The sequence below is a fragment of the Cohnella massiliensis genome (assembly GCF_900169535.1).
GTDB lineage: Bacteria > Bacillota > Bacilli > Paenibacillales > Paenibacillaceae > Cohnella > Cohnella algarum.
This window is the reverse complement of sequence record NZ_LT821259.1, coordinates 2,292,936-2,311,041: the sequence shown is the minus strand read 5'-3', so window position 1 is coordinate 2,311,041 and position 18,106 is coordinate 2,292,936. Positions and strand designations below refer to the sequence as shown.

Genomic DNA, 18,106 nt, shown 5'->3' with positions numbered 1-18,106 from the left:
GATGGCATGGCTCTCGACGTTTAGAGCGTTTGTCGCGGTCAAGTACAAGCAGGAGTTCGAATACAGAAGCGCCTTCTTGCTGTCGTCTTTTTCGCAGATGCTTTCGTATGCCGTCGATTTTTTGCTGCTGTGGATTCTGGTCAGCAAATTTCAAACCCTTCTGGGCTGGAACCGGGACGAGATCGTTTTTTTGTATGCGTTGCAGCTGATGTCGTATGCCATCGCCGGATCGTTTTTTTTCGGCAGCTGCATGACGTTGAGCCATCGCATTCAATCCGGCGATTTCGACGGCTCGCTAACGCTGCCGGTTCACCCGTTGGCGTACGAAATCATGTCCAACTTCAGCGCGGTTTACCTTCGGCATTTCGCGTTGGCGTTCGTCGTTCTCGCCGTCAGCATCGCCAACCTGGATCTCGCGTTAACGCCGGCGAAGCTCCTGATGTTGATTCTGTGCATTTTGGGCGGGGCCCTCATCCAGGGAGGAAGCATGCTGTTCTTATCCGCGCCGAGCTTCCGGGTCGTTCGGGGCGAGCGGCTGATCAGCTTGTTTTTTTTCGAAATCATCAATTTTATCCGCTATCCGATCTCGATCTTTCCGGTCGTCTTGAAGGCGGCGCTGACCTTTATTCTCCCTTACGCCTTTATCAACTACTATCCGGCCCACTATCTGTTGGACAAGGAAGGGGAATGGGAGATGATCGCGGCGCTTCAATTCCTGACCCCGGTTGTCGGCTTCCTCGTCTTCGGATGCGGCGTGCGGTTCTGGAATCGGAATTTGAAAAAATACCAGAGTACGGGTTCTTAACGGGAGACGTCCATGGCCATTATCGAAGTCGAAAATCTGACAAAGCATTTCGAAATCAACAAAAGGCAGACCGGCTTCATTAACCACGTCAAATCGTTGTTCCGCCGGGAGCGCGTCATCAAGGAAGCGGTCAAAAACATCAGCTTCTCGATCGAGCCCGGGGAAATCGTCGGCTATATCGGAACGAACGGCGCCGGCAAGTCGACGACGATCAAAATGTTGTCCGGCGTGCTGACGCCTACGTCGGGAACGGTCAAGGTCGACGGCCTGATCCCCTACAAGCAGCGGCAGGAAAACGCCAGGCAGATCGGCGTCGTGTTCGGCCAGCGGTCGCGCGTCATTTGGGATTTGCCGATGTCGGACAGCTTCAGGCTTTATCAGAAGATGTACGGCATCGAAGAAACGCGATTCCGCCGCAACGTGGAGATGTATACCCGATTGCTGGACATGGAAGAGTTTATCGACCGGCCGGTCAGGCAATTGAGCCTGGGCGAAAAGATGAGGGCCAATATTGCGGCCGCGCTTCTTCACGATCCGAAGGTCGTGTATTTGGACGAGCCGACGATCGGCCTTGACGTCGTGGCCAAGAGCAAAATCCGGGACTACATCGCCGAAATCAACCGAAACGACGGCGTGACCGTCATGCTGACGACCCATGACATGTCGGATATCGAGAAAATATGCAGCCGGATCATTTTCATTCATCAAGGAGAGCTGTTTTTCGACGGCTCCGTCGCCAGATTCAAGGATACGTTCGGCTATACCTATACGATCGCCGTCGGCTGCGCCGAACCGTTACGGCTGGATTTCCCGGGGCTTCGGCTGGTATCCGCCCTCGACGGAGTCCAGACGATCGAAGGAGACAAGCGGATGCTGCCGGCCAGCGAAGCCGTCGCGTTATTGTCGGCCCAGGGGAAAACGATTACGTCGCTGCGTCTGGAAGAGGATACGATCGAAAGCATTTTGATGAACATTCTCGAAAAGTAGAGAGACGAGGGAGTGGAATCCGTTGATGTTCGTGAAAGAGGATATTATGGGCATGTTGACCGGCATTTTGGACGATTCGGTTGCCGGCGGACGACTGGATCCGGAAGACGACCTGATCTCGATGGGATTGGACTCCGTCAAAATCATCAATATGATCGTTCTGCTGGAAGAAAAATACGGGATCGAAATAAAAGACGAGGATTTATTGTTCGAGAATTTCGAGACCGTTCGTAAAATTACGGAGCTGCTGGAACGCTATCTTAATTAGAAAGGGCGGGAGAAAATGATGAAAGCGGCTTCGGTCGTCAGGACGACCAACTCGGACATTATGGCGAAGACGTTGGAGGAGCTGGGGATCGGAACCATTTTCGGGGTGTCCGGAGGGCGCATACTGCCTTTGTTCCAGGCGATCAACCGAAGAAACGGGCTAAGGCTGATCGCCGCCCGAAACGAGCAGGGAGCGGCCTATATGGCGGACGGATACGCCCGAATCACGCGCAACTGCGGGTGCTGCATCAGCACGTCGGGACCGGGGGCCAGCAATTTGCTGACCGGAATCGCGGGAGCGTACTACGATTCGATCCCGCTGATCGTCATTACCGGACAAGCGGCTTCGGACGAACTCGGGAAAGGCGGCATCCAGGAAGGCTCCGGCGTCAACCGGTCGCCGGATATTATGGGGATTTACCGGAACGTGTGCAAGACGAGCTATCGTCTGAAAAAAGGGGACGATGCGGAAAGCGCGATCCGGGAAGCGTACCGGATCGCGACCGGCGGCCGACCGGGGCCCGTTCATTTGGACGTTCCGACGGATTATTTTTTGCTCGAGTGCGAAGATTCCGGCAACGCCGGCATCAAAATGGACGTCCTGGACGAACCGATTTCGGACGTGCCCGTCGCAGGCGACGCCATCCGGAGGCTGATCGCCCTTCTTCAAGAGGCCAAGCGCCCGCTGCTGATGGCCGGGCAGGGGGTATACGCCGCCGGACCGACGGCGATCGAACGGCTGCGGCAGGTGCAGGAAGCCTGCGGTATTCCGGTATGCACCAGCCTGGGGGGAAGGGGCATCGTAGACGAAACCCATCCGCTGTCGCTGGGCATGATCGGGTGCTACGGGCAGGATGTCGCGAATCAATATTTGCTCGAGCGGTCCGATCTGATCGTCGGCCTCGGCATTTCGCTGCAATATTTGACGACGCTGGGCTGGAACGAAGAAATCGCCAAAAAATTGATCCATGTCGATATCGACCGCAGGGAATTGGGGCGAAATTTGACGCCGCGGCTGTTCATTCACGGTTCTCTGACCGACGTGCTGCAGGCGATGCCGGAAGCCCGGAGCCGATTCGCTTTCGAGGATCCGACCGGGTTCATCCGGGAGCAAAAAAGCCTGCACGGCTATTATCCGACTTACCGGGTGCTGGAAAGCCGCAACGATCCGAACTACCTGCATCCGGCAAAGGCGTATTCGCTGCTGACGGAATATTTGGACAACGACGACGCGGTCATCCTGGACTCGGGCGAAAACGCCTACTGGGGAATGCTTTCGCTGAAGATCCGGCACCCGAACCGGTTGTTCCTGAACTACGGATGGGGCGCGATGGGCTACTCCCTCGGCGCGGCGGTCGGCATCGCGTCGGTGCTCAAAGGCAGCGGGAAAGCTTACTCGGTATGCGGCGACGGCGGGTTCATGATGAACCTGCAGGAGATCAGTTGCGCGGTGCAGTACGGCCTTCCGTGCGTCTGGATCGTGCTTAACAATAAAGGATACGGGACCCAGATGCATTGGCAGCGGGACATCTTCAATGAAGAATACGTCGGGACCGACATGCCCGATATCGACTTCGTGCAGCTGACGAACGCCATGAAGATCCCGGCCGCAAAAGCCGTTTCGGAGACGGAATTCGTCGAGGCGCTTCTCCGGGCAAAGCGAACCGACGGTCCTTATCTCGTCGAATTGCTTGTCGATCCGCAGGCGAAGCCGCCTCAATCGCTCGGATCGAAGCTGGTCAAATAGACGCGTTCCCGGGAGAAGGAGGGATCATGGATGCGGCACATTCATTGGGTTCAAATCGAGCCTACCAAGGCGTGCAACCTGAAATGCACGTACTGCGCCCGAACGCTCGTTTACGGCGACAGCGTCGACCATATGGACAAGCCGCTCATGGAGAGGATCGTGTTCGAGCTCGGGAAGCTGCCCGAGCTTCGGCAAGTTCTCATCCAGGGATTCGGAGAACCGTTCCTGTATCCGCATTTGCTGGACATGGTTTCGTTGTTGAAGAGCGGCATGCCGCATTTATCGGTGCAGCTCGTGACGAACGGGATGGTGATGAATCGGCGGGTCCCGAACCTATTGCCGATGACGGACGTGTTGTACGTTAGCGTGGATAGCCTGAAGCCGGAATATTGGAAAACCGTTCGCATCGGCGGGAGCCTGGACAGGATCGCGGAAAACATCCGGGCTTTCAAGGACATCAATCCGCGGCTGAACGTGGTTCTGAACGCCGTCGTTTCCGGACGGACGATCGAGGAATTGGAGCCGCTGTGCATGTTCGCGGCCCGATCGGGATGCAGCGGGATTCAGTTCATTCCGCTCTATCCGATGGAAGGGGTGGACGGGAACTTAACCGCCCGGCAGCGCGAGGGTTTAGGCCATGAGGTCAAGCTGCTGCGACTGAAATACGGACGGCTCGATATTTACGCTCCGTTCGATATCGCGCAGCAGCACCGGTGCCCTTGGGTAAACAACGGCTTGTACGTCCTGATGGACGGCAAGGTGACTCCCTGCTGCGTCATGTCGTCGGACGACGACATCGTCTACGGCGATTTAAGCGAGCAGCCGCTGGAGGAAATCCTGTCCTCGGAAGCCAGAGCCGCGTTCGGCAACGATTACAAAAAGCATCCGACATGCGAAGAGTGCATGTCGGTCTCGTTCTCGAAAATCTGGAACTACGAAAACCCGCTGCCGCTTATCCGAAAGGTCGATTGAAGCCCGGATCGGGGAGAGGGAAGGTGAAGCCATTGTCAGCCGGAAGATTGCCGGACGCCGCGCCGTCGGACTATATCCTGGTCGATGCTTGCTCCTACTGCTACGGTCCGGCTTCGACCGTTTCCACGATACTCGATGCGATTGGCGCGGAAAAGCGATCGTTCGACATCGTGTTTCTCGGAACGGGAAGCTCATTGGAATTTTTGCAAGGTCATCCGGCCATCGACCGTATCGTCGAGGTCAATACCGAGAGCTTCTCCGCGCTTGAACAAATCCAGGACGTCGTTTCGCGCGCCTCATTGGCGCTGGTCAACACGAACCCGGTCTTGGCGATTTTTGCAAAGCAGCGGCGGGTGCCGGTCGTATATGTGGATATTTTGCCCTGGATGCATCCCGAGATCGAATCCCAGATCGATTCGATCCGCGGTTTGTACGATAACGAAGCCCGCCTTGCGCAGATAAAGCGGCCGCAGGATTTGCTCGCCGGCGCGGACAAATTTTTGATGCAGGCTTATTTGACCGATTTCCCGGTCGACCCCTCGATCCGCAATCCGATTCGAATCGCCCCGCTGCTCGATCGGCATCTTCAGGAGAGACCGCGACCCGGAGCCGACCGGAGAAGAAGACTGCTCATCAGTACCGGCGGATTGTTCAATCCGGACACGAGAGAGGAAGCGCTGGTCGAATACGCCCGCCAGATTGCCGAAATCGGCTGGGAGGCCGCCCGCGGCGCGGGGCTGGACGAGGTGTTTATCTGCGGCCCGGAAAAGCTGCAAACGATCATCCCTGCGCGCAAGGCCGGCCAAACGTCGTTAACGGCGGCCCGCTTCCCGCATTCCGCCTTCATGGAACAGTTGAAGAATAGCGACTATATCGCCATCGTCCCCGGCTTGACTTCGATCTATGAAACGTTCGGTCTCGGAATCCCGACGTTATTGCTGCCGCCGACCAACTACAGCCAGGTGCTGCAGACGAGAGCCGTTATCGATTCCGGGCTGGCGGACCGTCTGGCTGTAACGGAGGGATTCGTGGAAATCTGCCGCGAAACGGCGCGCCACGGGGAAATCGAGGGAACGAGGCGGCTTCTCCGCATGCTCGAAGAAGCCTTGCGGGGGAAATCCTTTCGGCAATCCGTACGGAACGGCTTTGAACGATTGCTGGGCACAAGCCGGGAGGACGCCGTTCTGTCCAAGCGGCAGTCTTTCATGCATGCGCTCGGAAACGACGGAGCGGAAACCGTCGCCAAGCATGTGCTCGGCCTCTTCGCGCCGGCCGCGAAAACATAACGGGTTGCCAAAGCGCTAATCCAGTGAAAGGGTTGAACGCAATGAAGACGGTCATCCCCGATTTGCTTGCCTATGAAACGGTGTTTCGCTTCGAGGGCGGCGTGATCGATCTGGTCGAGATCGAACCGTTGGCCCGCTATAAACCCGTCATTCACCTCAAAACGGACGAGGTTTACGTGTTGATCAAAGGCGAAATTTCCTATTATATCGACGGCGTCAGGCACGATTTCGAGAAGGGCGACGTCTTTAAAGTCCCGCGCGGCGTTCCGCACGGTTTTATCAATTTCAAGAAGGAGAGCGCGGCCATTCTGTCGATCCTCTTTCCCCGCTACGATCCCGAGGACGTCGTCGAATCGGACGCGGAAGACGTTCGCTTTCGCGAGGACCTGGAGAAACTGACGAAACGAAGCTAGATGGTGCAAAAAAACGCCGCGGATCGCCTCCGGGCGCTTTACTGGCGGAAGAATCGGCAATATAATTAACTTATGTAAAAGTTATACAGGAATTCAAATCGCCGCGATTGGAGAAGTCGATCCATGCCAAAAGAAAGTCTGATCTACGGCATTCCTGCCGAGCAAGAAGCGTTGGCCGAACGATTCAAAAAACATAAAACCCTGTTCAACAGAGACGATCTGAACGGAATCAAAGCCATTTTCGACGATGTCGGAGCGAACGGCGACCGCGCGGTGTTCGAGATGACCCGGAAGTTCGACGAAGTGGCGATCGACCGGATCGTTCTTTCGGAGGCATTCGTCCGGCAGAGCGTCGAATCGCTTTCGCCGTCGCTCCGTTCCGCGATCGACCACGCCATTCGCAACGTTCGGGAGGCGAACCTGGCCCTTCTGCCCGAGTCCTGGGAGAAGGAAATTCGGCCCGGCACGGTGATCGGCGAGAACGTCCGGCCGCTGCAATCGGTCGGAATCTGGATTCCCGCTCGAAAAGGTCCGCTGGTCTCCACCGCGATCATGCTGGTCGTCGCCGCCAAAGCGGCGGGGGTCCCGAACATTGTCGTCGGCATGCCGCCGCTTAAGGACGGCAACGGCGATCCCGGCACGGTGGCGGCCGCGAAGCTGGCCGGGGCGGACTCGTTCGTCATCGGGAACGGCGTGTCGATCATCGCGGGATTCGCTCAAGGAACCGAATCCATACCGGAGGTCGACGGCATCTTCGGTCCCGGACCCGGCGGGATCGCGGCCGCGATGAGCGTGGCCATGACCTACGGCAAAAAAAGCGTGCTCGGCATCGGCCCGACGGAATGCATGATCCTGGCCGACGAAACCGCCGATCCGCTGAAGGTCGCTTACGATCTGATCAACGAAGGGGAGCACGGCCCCGATTCGTCGTCCATTCTCGTGACGAACTCTTCGTCCCTTGCGCAGAAGGTCGAAGCGCTGCTTGGGTCATGCATCGACGAGTTCGAAGAGAAGCGCAAGGAATTTCTGCGCCGCGTCTTCGGCCCCGAAGGCAAGGGAGCGATCGTGGTCGCGCCGGATATGCGGCAGGCATGCGAATTCGTGGACTGGTTCGCGCCGGAGCATTTGATGATCGTCTGCGACAAGGATGCGGAACGGGAGCTTGTCGGCCGAATCCGCAATGCGGGAGAAATTCTGATCGGCGACAACACGCCTTTCTCCGCGGCGAATTACGGAATCGGCATAACGGCGGTGCTGCCGACCAACCACTACGCGCGGATTTTCTCCGGAATCACCGCGAAGGATATGATCAAATATTCGACGATCGGGAAATTGAGCCACGACGCCTTGAGGGAAATTTACCCGGTCATCAAGGAGCTGGGGACTTACGAACAGTTGCCCGCCCATGTGAAAGCGGCGGAGATTCGCTTGACGGAAGCCCCTTTGTCGTGAATACCAGTCCGGCTTCGGTATCAATTGAAGGATTGTCCTAAAGGCGATACGCTCCCCTGACGCCAGACAGGTGAAACCTGTTGCGGAAAGGGGAGCCTATTTTTGTAAAAAGCGAAACATACGTTAAAGGAGTCGTTTGATCTGTTCGACCGCCAAGCTCCAAATCCGTTCCTCTTCCGATCGAATTTGCCTCACGATTCCTGCCATGCGGCCAATCGCTTTTTTGTCTCCGTTGAACTCATATTTCAAGCCAAGATTTCGGACGATGAGGGCTTGCTTTTCGATGGATCGGAAAGCTTCGATCGTTTCGGCTTCGATCGCCGCTCCAAAGACGTCCTTCAGGCGGCCGAGTCGGATGACCATGCTTTTCTTGTGCTCGTAAAAAGTATGAAAAACGCGAATATCCATATCCTCTTTCCCGGTTATTTTCGACAGGTAATCCAAAATGCAAGAATACGTACCGATCCCGAAGATATCCTCGCTCGAATCCGGGTACAAGCGGTAGCGAAGAGAGGTGTTGCGGGAAAATAAATAATCTTCCATCAGCTCTGCAATCGTTTTCAAATTCGGAGTGAACTCCCCATCCAAGCGTAGCTTCCATAAATGCAACCCGTTCGTCCATTTCCCCAACGCCCCTTCCGAAACGCCGATGTGAAGAGCCCGTTCGAACTCGGAAAAACCGACTTCCGTAAAGGCGAACCTTCGATTTTCATTATAGCCGGCAACGTAAAAGACTTTCCGTTCGCGGTCGAATCCGTATATCAAAATGTCATGGTTATGGTGAAATTTCCGATAGGCCGCCCTATGAGGGATATAATATTCGTCTACGAAGGTCATGACGTAGCGACTGTCGGACAACTGATCCAGAAGGAACGGGATTGGAGCGACGTACCTTAGAATCAGTGTTTTCGGAAGGTATAAGTCTTCTAAGAACGGAGTGTTATACCCGTTTTCGCCGAACTTATAAAGGTGTAATTTAAACGGACGCTCATTCGGCCTGATTCGAAGTTGCAAATAGTTGCAGCAAAACCATCCCCAAAAAGAAGGGTGCATGGAGCTGATCATAAGGGAATAGGCCTGGTATTGGTACCCGATGATCGGCGATTCGCCCAGCGGCAGTTTATTTTGCAGACGACACCACTCCTTATGAATGGGAATAAAGGGTATAAATAAAATAATTATCCATAATTATATCATAGACTTAATAGCGCAGCCAATTCGTTTTTGACAGCCGAAGATGATGCGTTGGAAACGGGACAAGTTTCTCCGTCCGCGTCATTCCCCTCTTTCGCCGTGCGCCGCCGTCTTGCCCGATCTCCTCCGGTATTCCCGCGGAGTCATTCCCGTCCTTTGCTTGAACAACCGGTTGAAGAACTTCAAATCCTGATAGCCGACGGCCGCCGCGATCGCGCCGATTTTGTCTGCGGTTTCGCCCAGCAGCCGGCAGCTTTCCTTGATTCGCGCCTCCTGAACATACGCGCCGAGCGACATGCCGGACGCCGACTTGACGAGCCTTTGCAGCTGCCGGACGCTGACGCCCAGCTCGGCCGCGATGTCCCCGGCCCGGAACGTCCGGGCGCAGTCGCGGTCGATGCGGCCGAGCAGCTCGCGAATCCCGCCCTCCTCGCGGGAGGCGGCGCTCGAGGCGCCCGAACGGCTGCGCCGGTAAACGAACACGAGCAGCTCGATCAGCCCCGCGTACAGGCGGGCGGAGTAGCCTTCCGCCCGCTGCTTCGATTCCACGAAAAGCCGCTGCAGCGTTCGTTCGGCTTCCCCGGCCGCGTCGCGAAGCGCGATCCACCGCTTTTTCTCCTCCAGCTCCCCGAAAAAAGTCCGCATGCCGCGCTCGAGCGGAAACAGGCGAAAGACGTCTTCCATAACGGAGCTCGCGAATACGCAATTGTAAACGAAAAGACGTTTGTCGGACGCAGCGGACCGCGGGCGAAACACGTGGGAAACCCCGACCGGAATATAGAAAAGGTCGCCCCTCGCCACCTTGAAATGGGTGCCGTCGATATAGTGCTCGCCTTCTCCTTCCGCGACGATGCAAATTTCGATAAAGTCGTGGGTATGCTCCTGAAGCTGAAACGATTCGGTCGCGCGGTTGGCGTGTATGGGAAGCTCGGGCGCGAAAAACAGCGACCCGGGCGTGACGTGGATCGGGCGATGGACGGTCATGGCAGGGGCGGCCTCCTGTGCTCTTTTTCCAAAATGGTAGACGAAATTCGCTCTTCCGGCAATATTTTTGTCCGATTGAACCCTATTATATGTCCGAAGCGACCTGAAAAGCTGCCGAATTCCCGGAGTAGAATAGGGGATGGATTCTACAGTTTCGAGGAGGGAGAAACGGACGAGATGAAACGGAAAGAACGAAAGTGGCAGGCGGAATGGATTTGGGGCGGGGAAGAGGAATGCCCGCGCAACGAATGGCGCTGCTTCAGGCGCTCGTTCGAGCTGCCCGATGCCGCGGCGAGCGCCGCCGAAATCGCCATCACGGCGGACGCGCGTTACGTGCTGTTCGTCAACGGGACGCAGTGCGGAAGAGGGCCGGTCCGTTCGTGGCCGGCGGAACAGAGCTACAATACCCATCCGGTCGAGCACCTGCTTCGGAAGGGAACAAATACGATCGCCGTTCTCGTTATGAGCTACGGCTTGTCGACGTTTCAATATATTTTGGGAAAAGGAGGGCTGCTTGCGCAGCTTGACGTTTCGTTCGCAGACGGCCGCCGCGCCGTCATCGGCACGGACGCTTCCTGGGAGACGGCGGCGCATGCCGGCTACGACCGGCGAACGCCGCGCATGTCGTGCCAGCTCGGCTTTTCCGAGAGCGTCGACGCGCGCCTGTGGGACGGCGATTGGACGGTCGGAGAGAAGGATTCCGCGCGGTGGGAACGCGCGAGAGCGATCGGCAAGCCCGGCTGCGAGCCGTGGCCGAAACTCGTGCCCAGCGATATTCCCCCGCTGACCGAGGAGCCGCTATGGCCGATTCGGGTCGAATCGCTCAAGCGCGTGCAGCCGGTCGCCTGGACCACCTGCCTGGACATCCGGAACGCCATGCTTCCGGACAGCGTCCTGCACGCGAACCACGTCTCGTTCGTCGGCTACGTCGCCTTCGTCGTCCGCGCGAGCGAAGCGGCGGATGCGACGTTCGGCTTCCTGAGCGGGTTCAACGCGTTCAAGGGCATCGGCGTGAACGGACGGCGCTTCAAGGCAAGCGAGATGGAGGGGCAGCGCCCCGAGCGCTATGCGCGCGTCCGCCTGCGCGAAGGGGATAACTTCGTGTGGATCGAGACCGCGGGGACGGACCACGGGACGGGGCTGCATTTCGGCATCGATAGCGAGGCTCCGTTCGAGCTGGTGTCGCCGCTTGCGGACGAAGGGACGGAGTCGCCCTTCGCGCTGATCGGCCCGTTCGCGGCGAAAACGACGATCGACCACCTGGAGCAGCCTTCGCCGCTGGACGATTACGCGGGCTTCGGCGGGGAGAAGGAGCTCGACGCCGGGGCGTTCGAGCGTTTCGAAACGTACGAACGGTTTCGCGAAGCCGCTTCGGCCGCCGATTTGCAAGGCTTTGCGGAATGGGTCCGCCCGTTCCCTCCCGAACTCGTCGCCAGCGATTCGGTGTTCGGGAAAAGCATCTGGAAGCGAAGCGAGACAAGCCATCCCGTTGCGATGGAGCTGCAGGCCGCCTGCATGGCCGGGCGAGTGCCTGCGATCGTGCCCATATACCCGGACGGAGATACCGAGTTCGTTCTCGATTTCGGCAAGGAGTGGTCCGGGTATATCCGCTTCGAGCTGGAAGCGCCGGAGGGGGCCGTCCTCGATTTCTACGGCTTCGAGTACATGAGGGACGGCTGGCGGCAGGACACGTACATTTTGGACAACACGCTGCGCTACGCGTGCAAGGAAGGTTGGCAGACGTACGAATCGCCAATCCGGCGCGGGCTGCGGTATTTGATGGTGACCGTGCGCAAGGCGAGCCGGCCGGTCAGGCTGATCGGCGTGCAAATGGTGCAGAGCAATTTTCCGGTCGCCGAAATCGGCCGGTTCCACAGCTCGGATCCGCTGCTCAACGACATTTGGGAAATCAGCAAGCATACGACCCGCCTGTGCATGGAGGATACGTTCGTCGACTGTCCCGCCTACGAGCAGACGTTTTGGGTCGGAGACAGCCGCAACGAGGCGCTCGTCAATTACTACATGTTCGGCGCAAGCGACATCGTCAAACGATGTCTCGAGCTGGTGCCGGGCTCGGCCGTCCAGACGCCGCTGTACGCCGACCAGGTGCCGAGCGGCTGGAGCAGCGTCATTCCGAACTGGACGTTTTTTTGGGCGAACGCCTGCCTGGAGTACGCGGAGCATACCGGAGACCGGGCATTCGCCGCAGCGATCTGGCCGAAGGTCCGGTTTACGCTGGAGCATTATTTGCAAAAAATCGACGACCGGGGATTGCTGCATCACCGCGGCTGGAACCTGCTCGACTGGGCGCCGATCGATCAGCCGCGCAATGGCGTCGTGACGCACCAGAACGCGGTGTTCGCCGGGACGCTGCGGGCGGCGGCGAAGCTTGCGGAGCTGGCCGGCGAAGCCGGACGGGGGAAGGACTTCGCGGAAGCGTCCAAGGCGCTGGCTAAGGCGATCAACGAGCATTTGTGGAGCGAAGAGCAGCAGGCGTATATCGATTGCATCCATGCGGACGGGCGGCGCTCCGGGATTTTCAGCCTTCAGACGCAGGTCATCGTTTATTTGAACGGCGTCGCCGAAGGCGACCGCAAAGAACGGCTGGCCGGATATTTGGCGCAGCCTCCGGAACAGTTCGTGCAAATCGGCAGCCCGTTCATGGCCTTCTTCTATTACGAGGCGCTGGCCGCTCTCGGTCGCTACGACATTATGATCGACGACATGCGCAAGCAGTTCGGCCAAATGATCGAATACGAGGCGACGACGTGCTGGGAGATGTATCCGGACTTCCCCGAAAACCGCCCGAACCCGAACATGCTGACCCGCAGTCATTGCCATGCCTGGTCGGCGGCGCCGGGTTACTTCCTGGGCGCTTGCGTGCTCGGGGTCCGCAAGGAAGCCGACGGCTGGAGCCGCGTTCGCGTCTCGCCCCAGCCGGGCGACTTGAAATGGGCGCGCGGGGCGGTGCCGCTGCCGGGCGGCGGGCGCATCGACGTGTCCTGGCGCATGAGGGACGAAGGGGGAGGACGCGTGTTCGAGCTTGACGTGCGCGCGCCGGAAGGAGTCGAGGTGGAGCTCTCGGCCCCGGACGGCTGCGAATCCCGGATGCGGCTGTTAAGGGGGTAAGTCCGTGCTTCGGTTTCTGTACGAGCTGACGATTTTCAAAAAATTGGCCCTGACCTTCCTGCTGGTTCTGACTCCGCTCTACGTGCTGAGCCTGCTGATGAACGAGTCCGGTTCCGAAACGCTCAAAACGGAAATTTCGAAGTCCGAGACGGACTATTACAACCGGATCCGAAACTATCTGAAGGCGGCACGGAAACGCTTGATTGGGCGTACGACCGGGTATTCGGAGTCGAAGGCTCGTTCTCCGTCACCAATCATTACGTCGAAGTAGACCTGATCGTCCGCAACGGTTTTTACGCCGCGCCGACGCCGACGATGGCGTCCAAAAAAGCGACGCTCGACAAAATCGAGGAAGAATCGTTCACGCGCATCATCATGGGCTAGCCGATCGATCTGTTCGACAAATTCGTCGCCGTCTGGAAGAAGCTCGGCGGCGACCGGATGACGGCCGAAGTGAACGAATGGGCCAAGTCGAAATGACGCTGATGTTCGGCATCGCAATCGCCTTCCACTTCATTCCGGCGAAAGGAATTTTCGGCTCCGAGTGGATCGGGCTCGACAACTTCCGGTTTGTATGCCGTATGCGCATCCACGAGCCCGATCCGGTAGACGAGCGTATCGATAATGTCGCCGCTCTCGTAAATTTGTGGACTGTACAGGTTGAACACCTGGTCGAATCCCGCGTTGAGCACGTTGCCCAGGCTTAGCGTTGCCATCAGGACGATGATCGGCATCATGCCCGGCAGCGTAATGTGCAGCGTCTGCTTCCACCGGCTCGCGCCGTCGACAATGGCGGCTTCGTACAGCGCCGGGTTGATCGCCGTCAGCTCCGCCAGAAACACGATCGTGCTGAAGCCGAATTCCTTCCAGACGTCGGACACGACGAGCACGAACGGTAACACGCCGTTATCGCCGAGGAAGTAGACCGGCTGGAAGCCGAGCGTATGGATGCCCCTCTTGACGAACTCCTTGCGTACCTCGTTTAACATCAACGAGACGACGATCGGAACGGCGAGGCCGGCGACGATTTTCATGAGCGCGGCGAGGGCGGTCGGGCTGTCGTGATGGGCAGCGTGAAAGGGTAATCATCGGACACCGGACCGTTCCGAACGATATTTTCGCTAGTCTCGCTAGTCTCACTCCTAACCTTGTCGTCGTTTTGCGGCGCAAGGTTTTTTTGGCCTATCCCGGGATGTTTAAGTTCTTTACCTTACTAAAGAAGTTTGGCGGAAGCTCAGGGTGCGGTGGAAGGGGACCGCTCAAGCGTTAGGGAGGCTTATGTTGGATTTTGTCCAATCAAGGAAGCGGAAAACGGGGAAATCGTTGCCTAGAGTGGATTTTATCCAACCAGGAACTTGGAATTTGGTCGAAAACGCCGAAAAGGTCTCCTCAGATTGGACAAAATCCAACGAAGCCAAAAAGTTTCATGTAAAAGCTGGTTTTGGTTGGATAAAATCCAATCAAGATTGCCGACCCCTGCGTCATCCCGCTGAATCCTGCGCGCAATCCAGCATATCCCCCCGCTCAGCCGGATGCAGCTGTGTAAAAATGACACATCTCATCCCCTCCGCACGCAAGCTGCCGACCCAGTTGAACCGTGGTGACTCATTTCGACACGCCATACGCATACATCCATACGCAATTGAGTAAAAATGACTCATCTTGCCGCCTCCGCACGCACGCTAACGATCCAGTTGAGTCGCGGTGACTCATTTCGACGGGCCATACGCAAACAGCGGGATGCAATCGAGAAAACTCGGGAGAGCCGTCTTACCGTGGACGCCATCGGGCGTTTTTCTTTAGGGTCATCCTGGATTACTTTCCGAATATGCAGTCGCTATGCCTTGAAAGTACGGCTGTTTTTTAACGGCATATGGATTTATTTAACTGGCGATACTGAAAAGGGAGGAGGGGATTCAAGATGAGCAAAAAAAAAAGATCCCGCTCCCCCTCGGGGAGACTTGCCGGATGCGCTGCCTGTTTTTCTGGATCGGATGCGCCGTCGTTTCGGACAAAGCCCGGACATCGTTTATCGGGAAATCGCGCTCGGCCGCTTTCCCGCCGCCATCGCGTACGTGGAAGGACTGGGAGACCCGCGTTTTCTGATCGAAGCCTTCCATCGGGACATGGCCCTGTTCGCGGAACTCGGGGACGAGCCGCCGGAGAAGCTGCTTAGGCTGCTCAAGGCGCGCACCATTACGCTCGGAAAAGTTGGCGAAACGAACGCCTTCTCCGAAGTCGAAACTCAAATGCTTGCCGGAAATACGGTCGTTTTCGTCGACGGGTCGGCAACCGCGCTGTTCGTCGGCACGGAAAACCTGAAGCAGCGGGGCGTCGAGGAGGCAAGCTCGCAGTCCGTCGTAAGAGGACCGAGGGAAGGGTTTACCGAATCGCTTCGGGAAAATACGGCTTTGATCCGGCGCAGAATTCAGAATCCGCGTTTGCGGATCGAGCAAAGAAAGCTGGGCACGCAAACCCGGACCGAAGTAGCGGTCATGTACGTCGAAGGAAAAGCCGACCCGGAAGTGCTGAACGAGCTGAGAAGGCGGCTCGACCGAATCGATCTGGAAAACGTGCTGGAGAGCAATTATATCGAGGAAATGATTCAGGACCGCCGCTACAGTCCGTTCCCGACCGTATTCAACTCGGAGCGTCCGGATGTCATCGCTTCGGCCCTGCTGGAAGGACGGATCGCCATTCTGGTCGAGGGCACTCCGTTCGTGCTCGTCGTTCCGGCGTTGTTCGTGCAGTTTTTTCAATCCAGCGAAGATTATTACCAGCGCGGCGACTTCGCCAGCCTGGTTCGCCTGCTGCGTTATTTTTGCTTCATTATCGCGCTGCTGACTCCTTCGTTCTATATTGCGATTTCCACGTTCCATCAGGAAATGATTCCGACCGACCTGCTCGTAAGCCTGATCGGCCAGCGGGAAGGCGTTCCGTTTCCGGCTTTTATCGAGGCGCTCCTTATGGAAGTCACGTTCGAAATCTTGCGGGAAGCCGGAATCCGGCTGCCGAAATCGATCGGCCAGTCCGTTTCGATCGTCGGAACGCTCGTCATCGGCGAAGCTGCCGTCGAGGCGGGGCTCGTGTCGGCCGCCATGGTCATCGTCGTGTCCATTACGGCGATCGCCAATTTCGCGCTGCCTGCCTTCAACGTCGGGATTTCCGCGCGCATGCTGCGCTTCGTATTGATGGGGATCGCCGCCTCCTTCGGCTTGTACGGGATCATTATCGCGCTGATCATGCTCGGCCTGCACCTGTGCAGCCTTCAATCGATGGGCATTCCTTACATGACCTCGTTCGCCCCTTACCGGCGAAAGAGCCAAAAAGACGCCCTTCTCAGACTGTCGCGCCGCGGGGCGGCGCGAAAAAAAATACTCGGGTGATCTCGTTCTTCGGCGCCCGAACGGATAGGATCTGTTGCCGATGTACGCTCGCCTAACGCTTGCCCTGTTCCTGATTGTTAGCCTCGCGACGCTTCCCGGCTGCTGGAGCCGCAAAGAACTGAATGAGCTTGCCGTCGTCATGGCCCTCGGGATCGACCTTCACGAAGAAGGGTACGCCGTGTCCGCGCAGGTCATGAATCCGAGCGAAACCGGAACTCCAAAGGGGAATTCGTTGGGAAGCTCGCCCATCGTCACCTACAGATCGGTAGGGAAGACGATTCCGGATGCCCTTCAGCGGATGCTGAGCGTGGCGCCGCGCATGCTGTACCTGTCGCACATCCGGGTTCTGGTGTTCGGAGAAAAGCTCGCCCGCCGCGGGGTGAGCGACGCGCTCGATTTCATCTCCCGGAGCCATCAGCTGCGCACCGATTTTTTCATGCTGGTCGCCAAAAACGCCGAGGCATCGGACATCCTGGAAGTCGTTACGCCCTTCGAGCACGTTCCGGCAAGTTCCTTGTATACGTCCATTCTTATCTCTCACCGAAAATGGGCCGCGACCGGCAAGGTGACGTTGCAGCAGTTTGTGACGGAGCTCGAAAGGGGGGGCTCCAATCCCGTTTTGTCCGGGGTGCGGTTGCGCGGAAGCCTGGCTGACGGCGAGTCCGTGGACAATTTAAAAGAAGTAACGCCGAAAACGTTGATTCAGCATGCCGGATTGGCCGTCTTCAAGCGAGACCGGCTTGTCGGCTGGCTGGGCGAGCCTGCCAGCAAGGCGGTCAATTACCTGTTGAATGACGTGGAGTCCACGGCGGGATTCGTGGCTTGTCCGGGAGGGGGCGTCGTCGGTTACGCCGTGAGCCGCGCGAAAAGCAAGATCGATGTCGCGACCGGCAAGGACGGAAAGCCCGAATTTACCGTTAAGCTAAAGATCGAAGGAGATCTCAATACCGTGCAATGCAAGATCGATCTTCATCAGCCTTCCAGCATCGAGGAGATCGAAAAGCGGCTTGAGCTTAAATTTTCCGGCAATGTGGAAAATCATATCGAAGAAGCGCAAAAAAAGTACGGTTCCGACATTTTCGGCTTCGGCGAGGCGCTTCACCGCCAAAATCCGAAAGCGTGGAAACAGTATCGCGGCGATTGGGACGAGCGTTTCAAGTCGGTCAAGATCGGCGTAAGCGCCGACGTGAAGGTCCGGCGGACCGGCTCGATCGTCCAGCCGCTGAAACGGGAGATGAACAAACGGTGATCTGGAGCCTGATCCTGGTTCTGTTTTTGCTTGCGACTCCCGCATTGGAGTTGACCCGGTCAAGGAAAACCCGGTCGAAGCGGGATACCGCGGTTTTCTTTGCCGTATGGGGATTGGCGCTGGCGGCGGTGCTCGCGGATATGGCCGAATGGCCGGGATTAAGGCCCCTGGATTGGGTCCGCGCCGTCATGCAGCCGGTAAACGCCCTGATTTCATAAAGCACGGGAGCTGACGG

Annotated in this window: 15 protein-coding genes and 1 pseudogene; 13 read left to right on the top strand and 3 right to left on the bottom strand. The window is 57.6% G+C overall.

The features are described 5' to 3' along the window. Window position 1 precedes the first annotated feature (1 nt). From B7E11_RS24510 to hisD, 8 genes are all read left to right on the top strand, one after another. The gene (locus B7E11_RS24510; RefSeq protein WP_080839723.1) at window positions 2–805 is read left to right on the top strand and encodes an ABC transporter permease; all 804 of its coding nucleotides are present in this window, start codon (window positions 2–4) and stop codon (window positions 803–805) included. 12 nt (window positions 806–817) lie between these two features. After that, on the top strand, window positions 818–1,792 hold the full coding sequence (locus tag B7E11_RS24505; RefSeq protein WP_080839721.1) for an ABC transporter ATP-binding protein: 975 nt from the start codon (window positions 818–820) through the stop codon (window positions 1,790–1,792). 25 nt (window positions 1,793–1,817) lie between these two features. Then, window positions 1,818–2,060: an acyl carrier protein gene (locus B7E11_RS24500; RefSeq protein WP_080839719.1), complete on the top strand. Its 243-nt coding sequence runs from the start codon at window positions 1,818–1,820 to the stop codon at window positions 2,058–2,060. Between the two features lie 18 nt (window positions 2,061–2,078). Then, window positions 2,079–3,806 (top strand): thiamine pyrophosphate-binding protein, encoded by a 1,728-nt coding sequence (locus B7E11_RS24495; protein ID WP_176220884.1) that lies wholly within the window; start codon window positions 2,079–2,081, stop codon window positions 3,804–3,806. A gap of 30 nt (window positions 3,807–3,836) precedes the next feature. After that, window positions 3,837–4,778, top strand: a complete 942-nt coding sequence (locus B7E11_RS24490) for a radical SAM protein (RefSeq protein ID WP_080839716.1) — start codon at window positions 3,837–3,839, stop codon at window positions 4,776–4,778. Between the two features lie 23 nt (window positions 4,779–4,801). Continuing rightward, window positions 4,802–6,064, top strand: coding sequence for a hypothetical protein (locus tag B7E11_RS24485; protein ID WP_139787304.1), 1,263 nt, complete (start codon window positions 4,802–4,804; stop codon window positions 6,062–6,064). Between the two features lie 41 nt (window positions 6,065–6,105). Further along, window positions 6,106–6,477, top strand: coding sequence for a cupin domain-containing protein (locus B7E11_RS24480; RefSeq protein WP_080839711.1), 372 nt, complete (start codon window positions 6,106–6,108; stop codon window positions 6,475–6,477). Between the two features lie 123 nt (window positions 6,478–6,600). Further along, window positions 6,601–7,929 (top strand): histidinol dehydrogenase, encoded by a 1,329-nt coding sequence (gene hisD / locus B7E11_RS24475; protein ID WP_080839709.1) that lies wholly within the window; start codon window positions 6,601–6,603, stop codon window positions 7,927–7,929. Between the two features lie 123 nt (window positions 7,930–8,052). Here the strand turns inward: hisD and B7E11_RS24470 are convergent, their stop codons facing one another. Together B7E11_RS24470 and B7E11_RS24465 are read right to left on the bottom strand one after the other, a co-directional pair. Beyond that, the gene (locus tag B7E11_RS24470) at window positions 8,053–8,493 is read right to left on the bottom strand and encodes a hypothetical protein (RefSeq protein ID WP_139787303.1); all 441 of its coding nucleotides are present in this window, start codon (window positions 8,491–8,493) and stop codon (window positions 8,053–8,055) included. Window positions 8,494–9,204: 711 nt separating this feature from the next. Beyond that, window positions 9,205–10,107: an AraC family transcriptional regulator gene (locus tag B7E11_RS24465; protein WP_080839705.1), complete on the bottom strand. Its 903-nt coding sequence runs from the start codon at window positions 10,105–10,107 to the stop codon at window positions 9,205–9,207. A gap of 177 nt (window positions 10,108–10,284) precedes the next feature. Between B7E11_RS24465 and B7E11_RS24460 the strand changes: the two genes are divergently transcribed. Further along, a complete protein-coding gene (locus tag B7E11_RS24460) occupies window positions 10,285–13,236 on the top strand; it encodes a family 78 glycoside hydrolase catalytic domain (protein ID WP_080839703.1) in 2,952 nt (983 codons plus the stop codon). A gap of 4 nt (window positions 13,237–13,240) precedes the next feature. Next, window positions 13,241–13,507 (top strand): hypothetical protein, encoded by a 267-nt coding sequence (locus B7E11_RS24455; RefSeq protein WP_080839701.1) that lies wholly within the window; start codon window positions 13,241–13,243, stop codon window positions 13,505–13,507. A gap of 313 nt (window positions 13,508–13,820) precedes the next feature. Here B7E11_RS24455 and B7E11_RS24450 read toward each other — a convergent pair. Further along, window positions 13,821–14,288: pseudogene (locus B7E11_RS24450) on the bottom strand (ABC transporter permease subunit); the annotation flags it as partial. Between the two features lie 909 nt (window positions 14,289–15,197). Between B7E11_RS24450 and B7E11_RS24445 the strand changes: the two are divergent. Genes B7E11_RS24445 through B7E11_RS24435 form a run of 3 tightly spaced genes read left to right on the top strand, consistent with a single transcriptional unit; the run spans window position 15,198 to window position 18,089 of the window. Then, on the top strand, window positions 15,198–16,622 hold the full coding sequence (locus B7E11_RS24445; protein ID WP_245809815.1) for a spore germination protein: 1,425 nt from the start codon (window positions 15,198–15,200) through the stop codon (window positions 16,620–16,622). A gap of 40 nt (window positions 16,623–16,662) precedes the next feature. Then, window positions 16,663–17,871 (top strand): Ger(x)C family spore germination protein, encoded by a 1,209-nt coding sequence (locus B7E11_RS24440; RefSeq protein ID WP_080839697.1) that lies wholly within the window; start codon window positions 16,663–16,665, stop codon window positions 17,869–17,871. Then, window positions 17,868–18,089 (top strand): hypothetical protein, encoded by a 222-nt coding sequence (locus B7E11_RS24435; protein ID WP_080839695.1) that lies wholly within the window; start codon window positions 17,868–17,870, stop codon window positions 18,087–18,089. The genes B7E11_RS24440 and B7E11_RS24435 overlap by 4 nt, the downstream gene beginning before the upstream one ends. The last annotated feature ends 17 nt before the right edge of the window (window positions 18,090–18,106 follow it).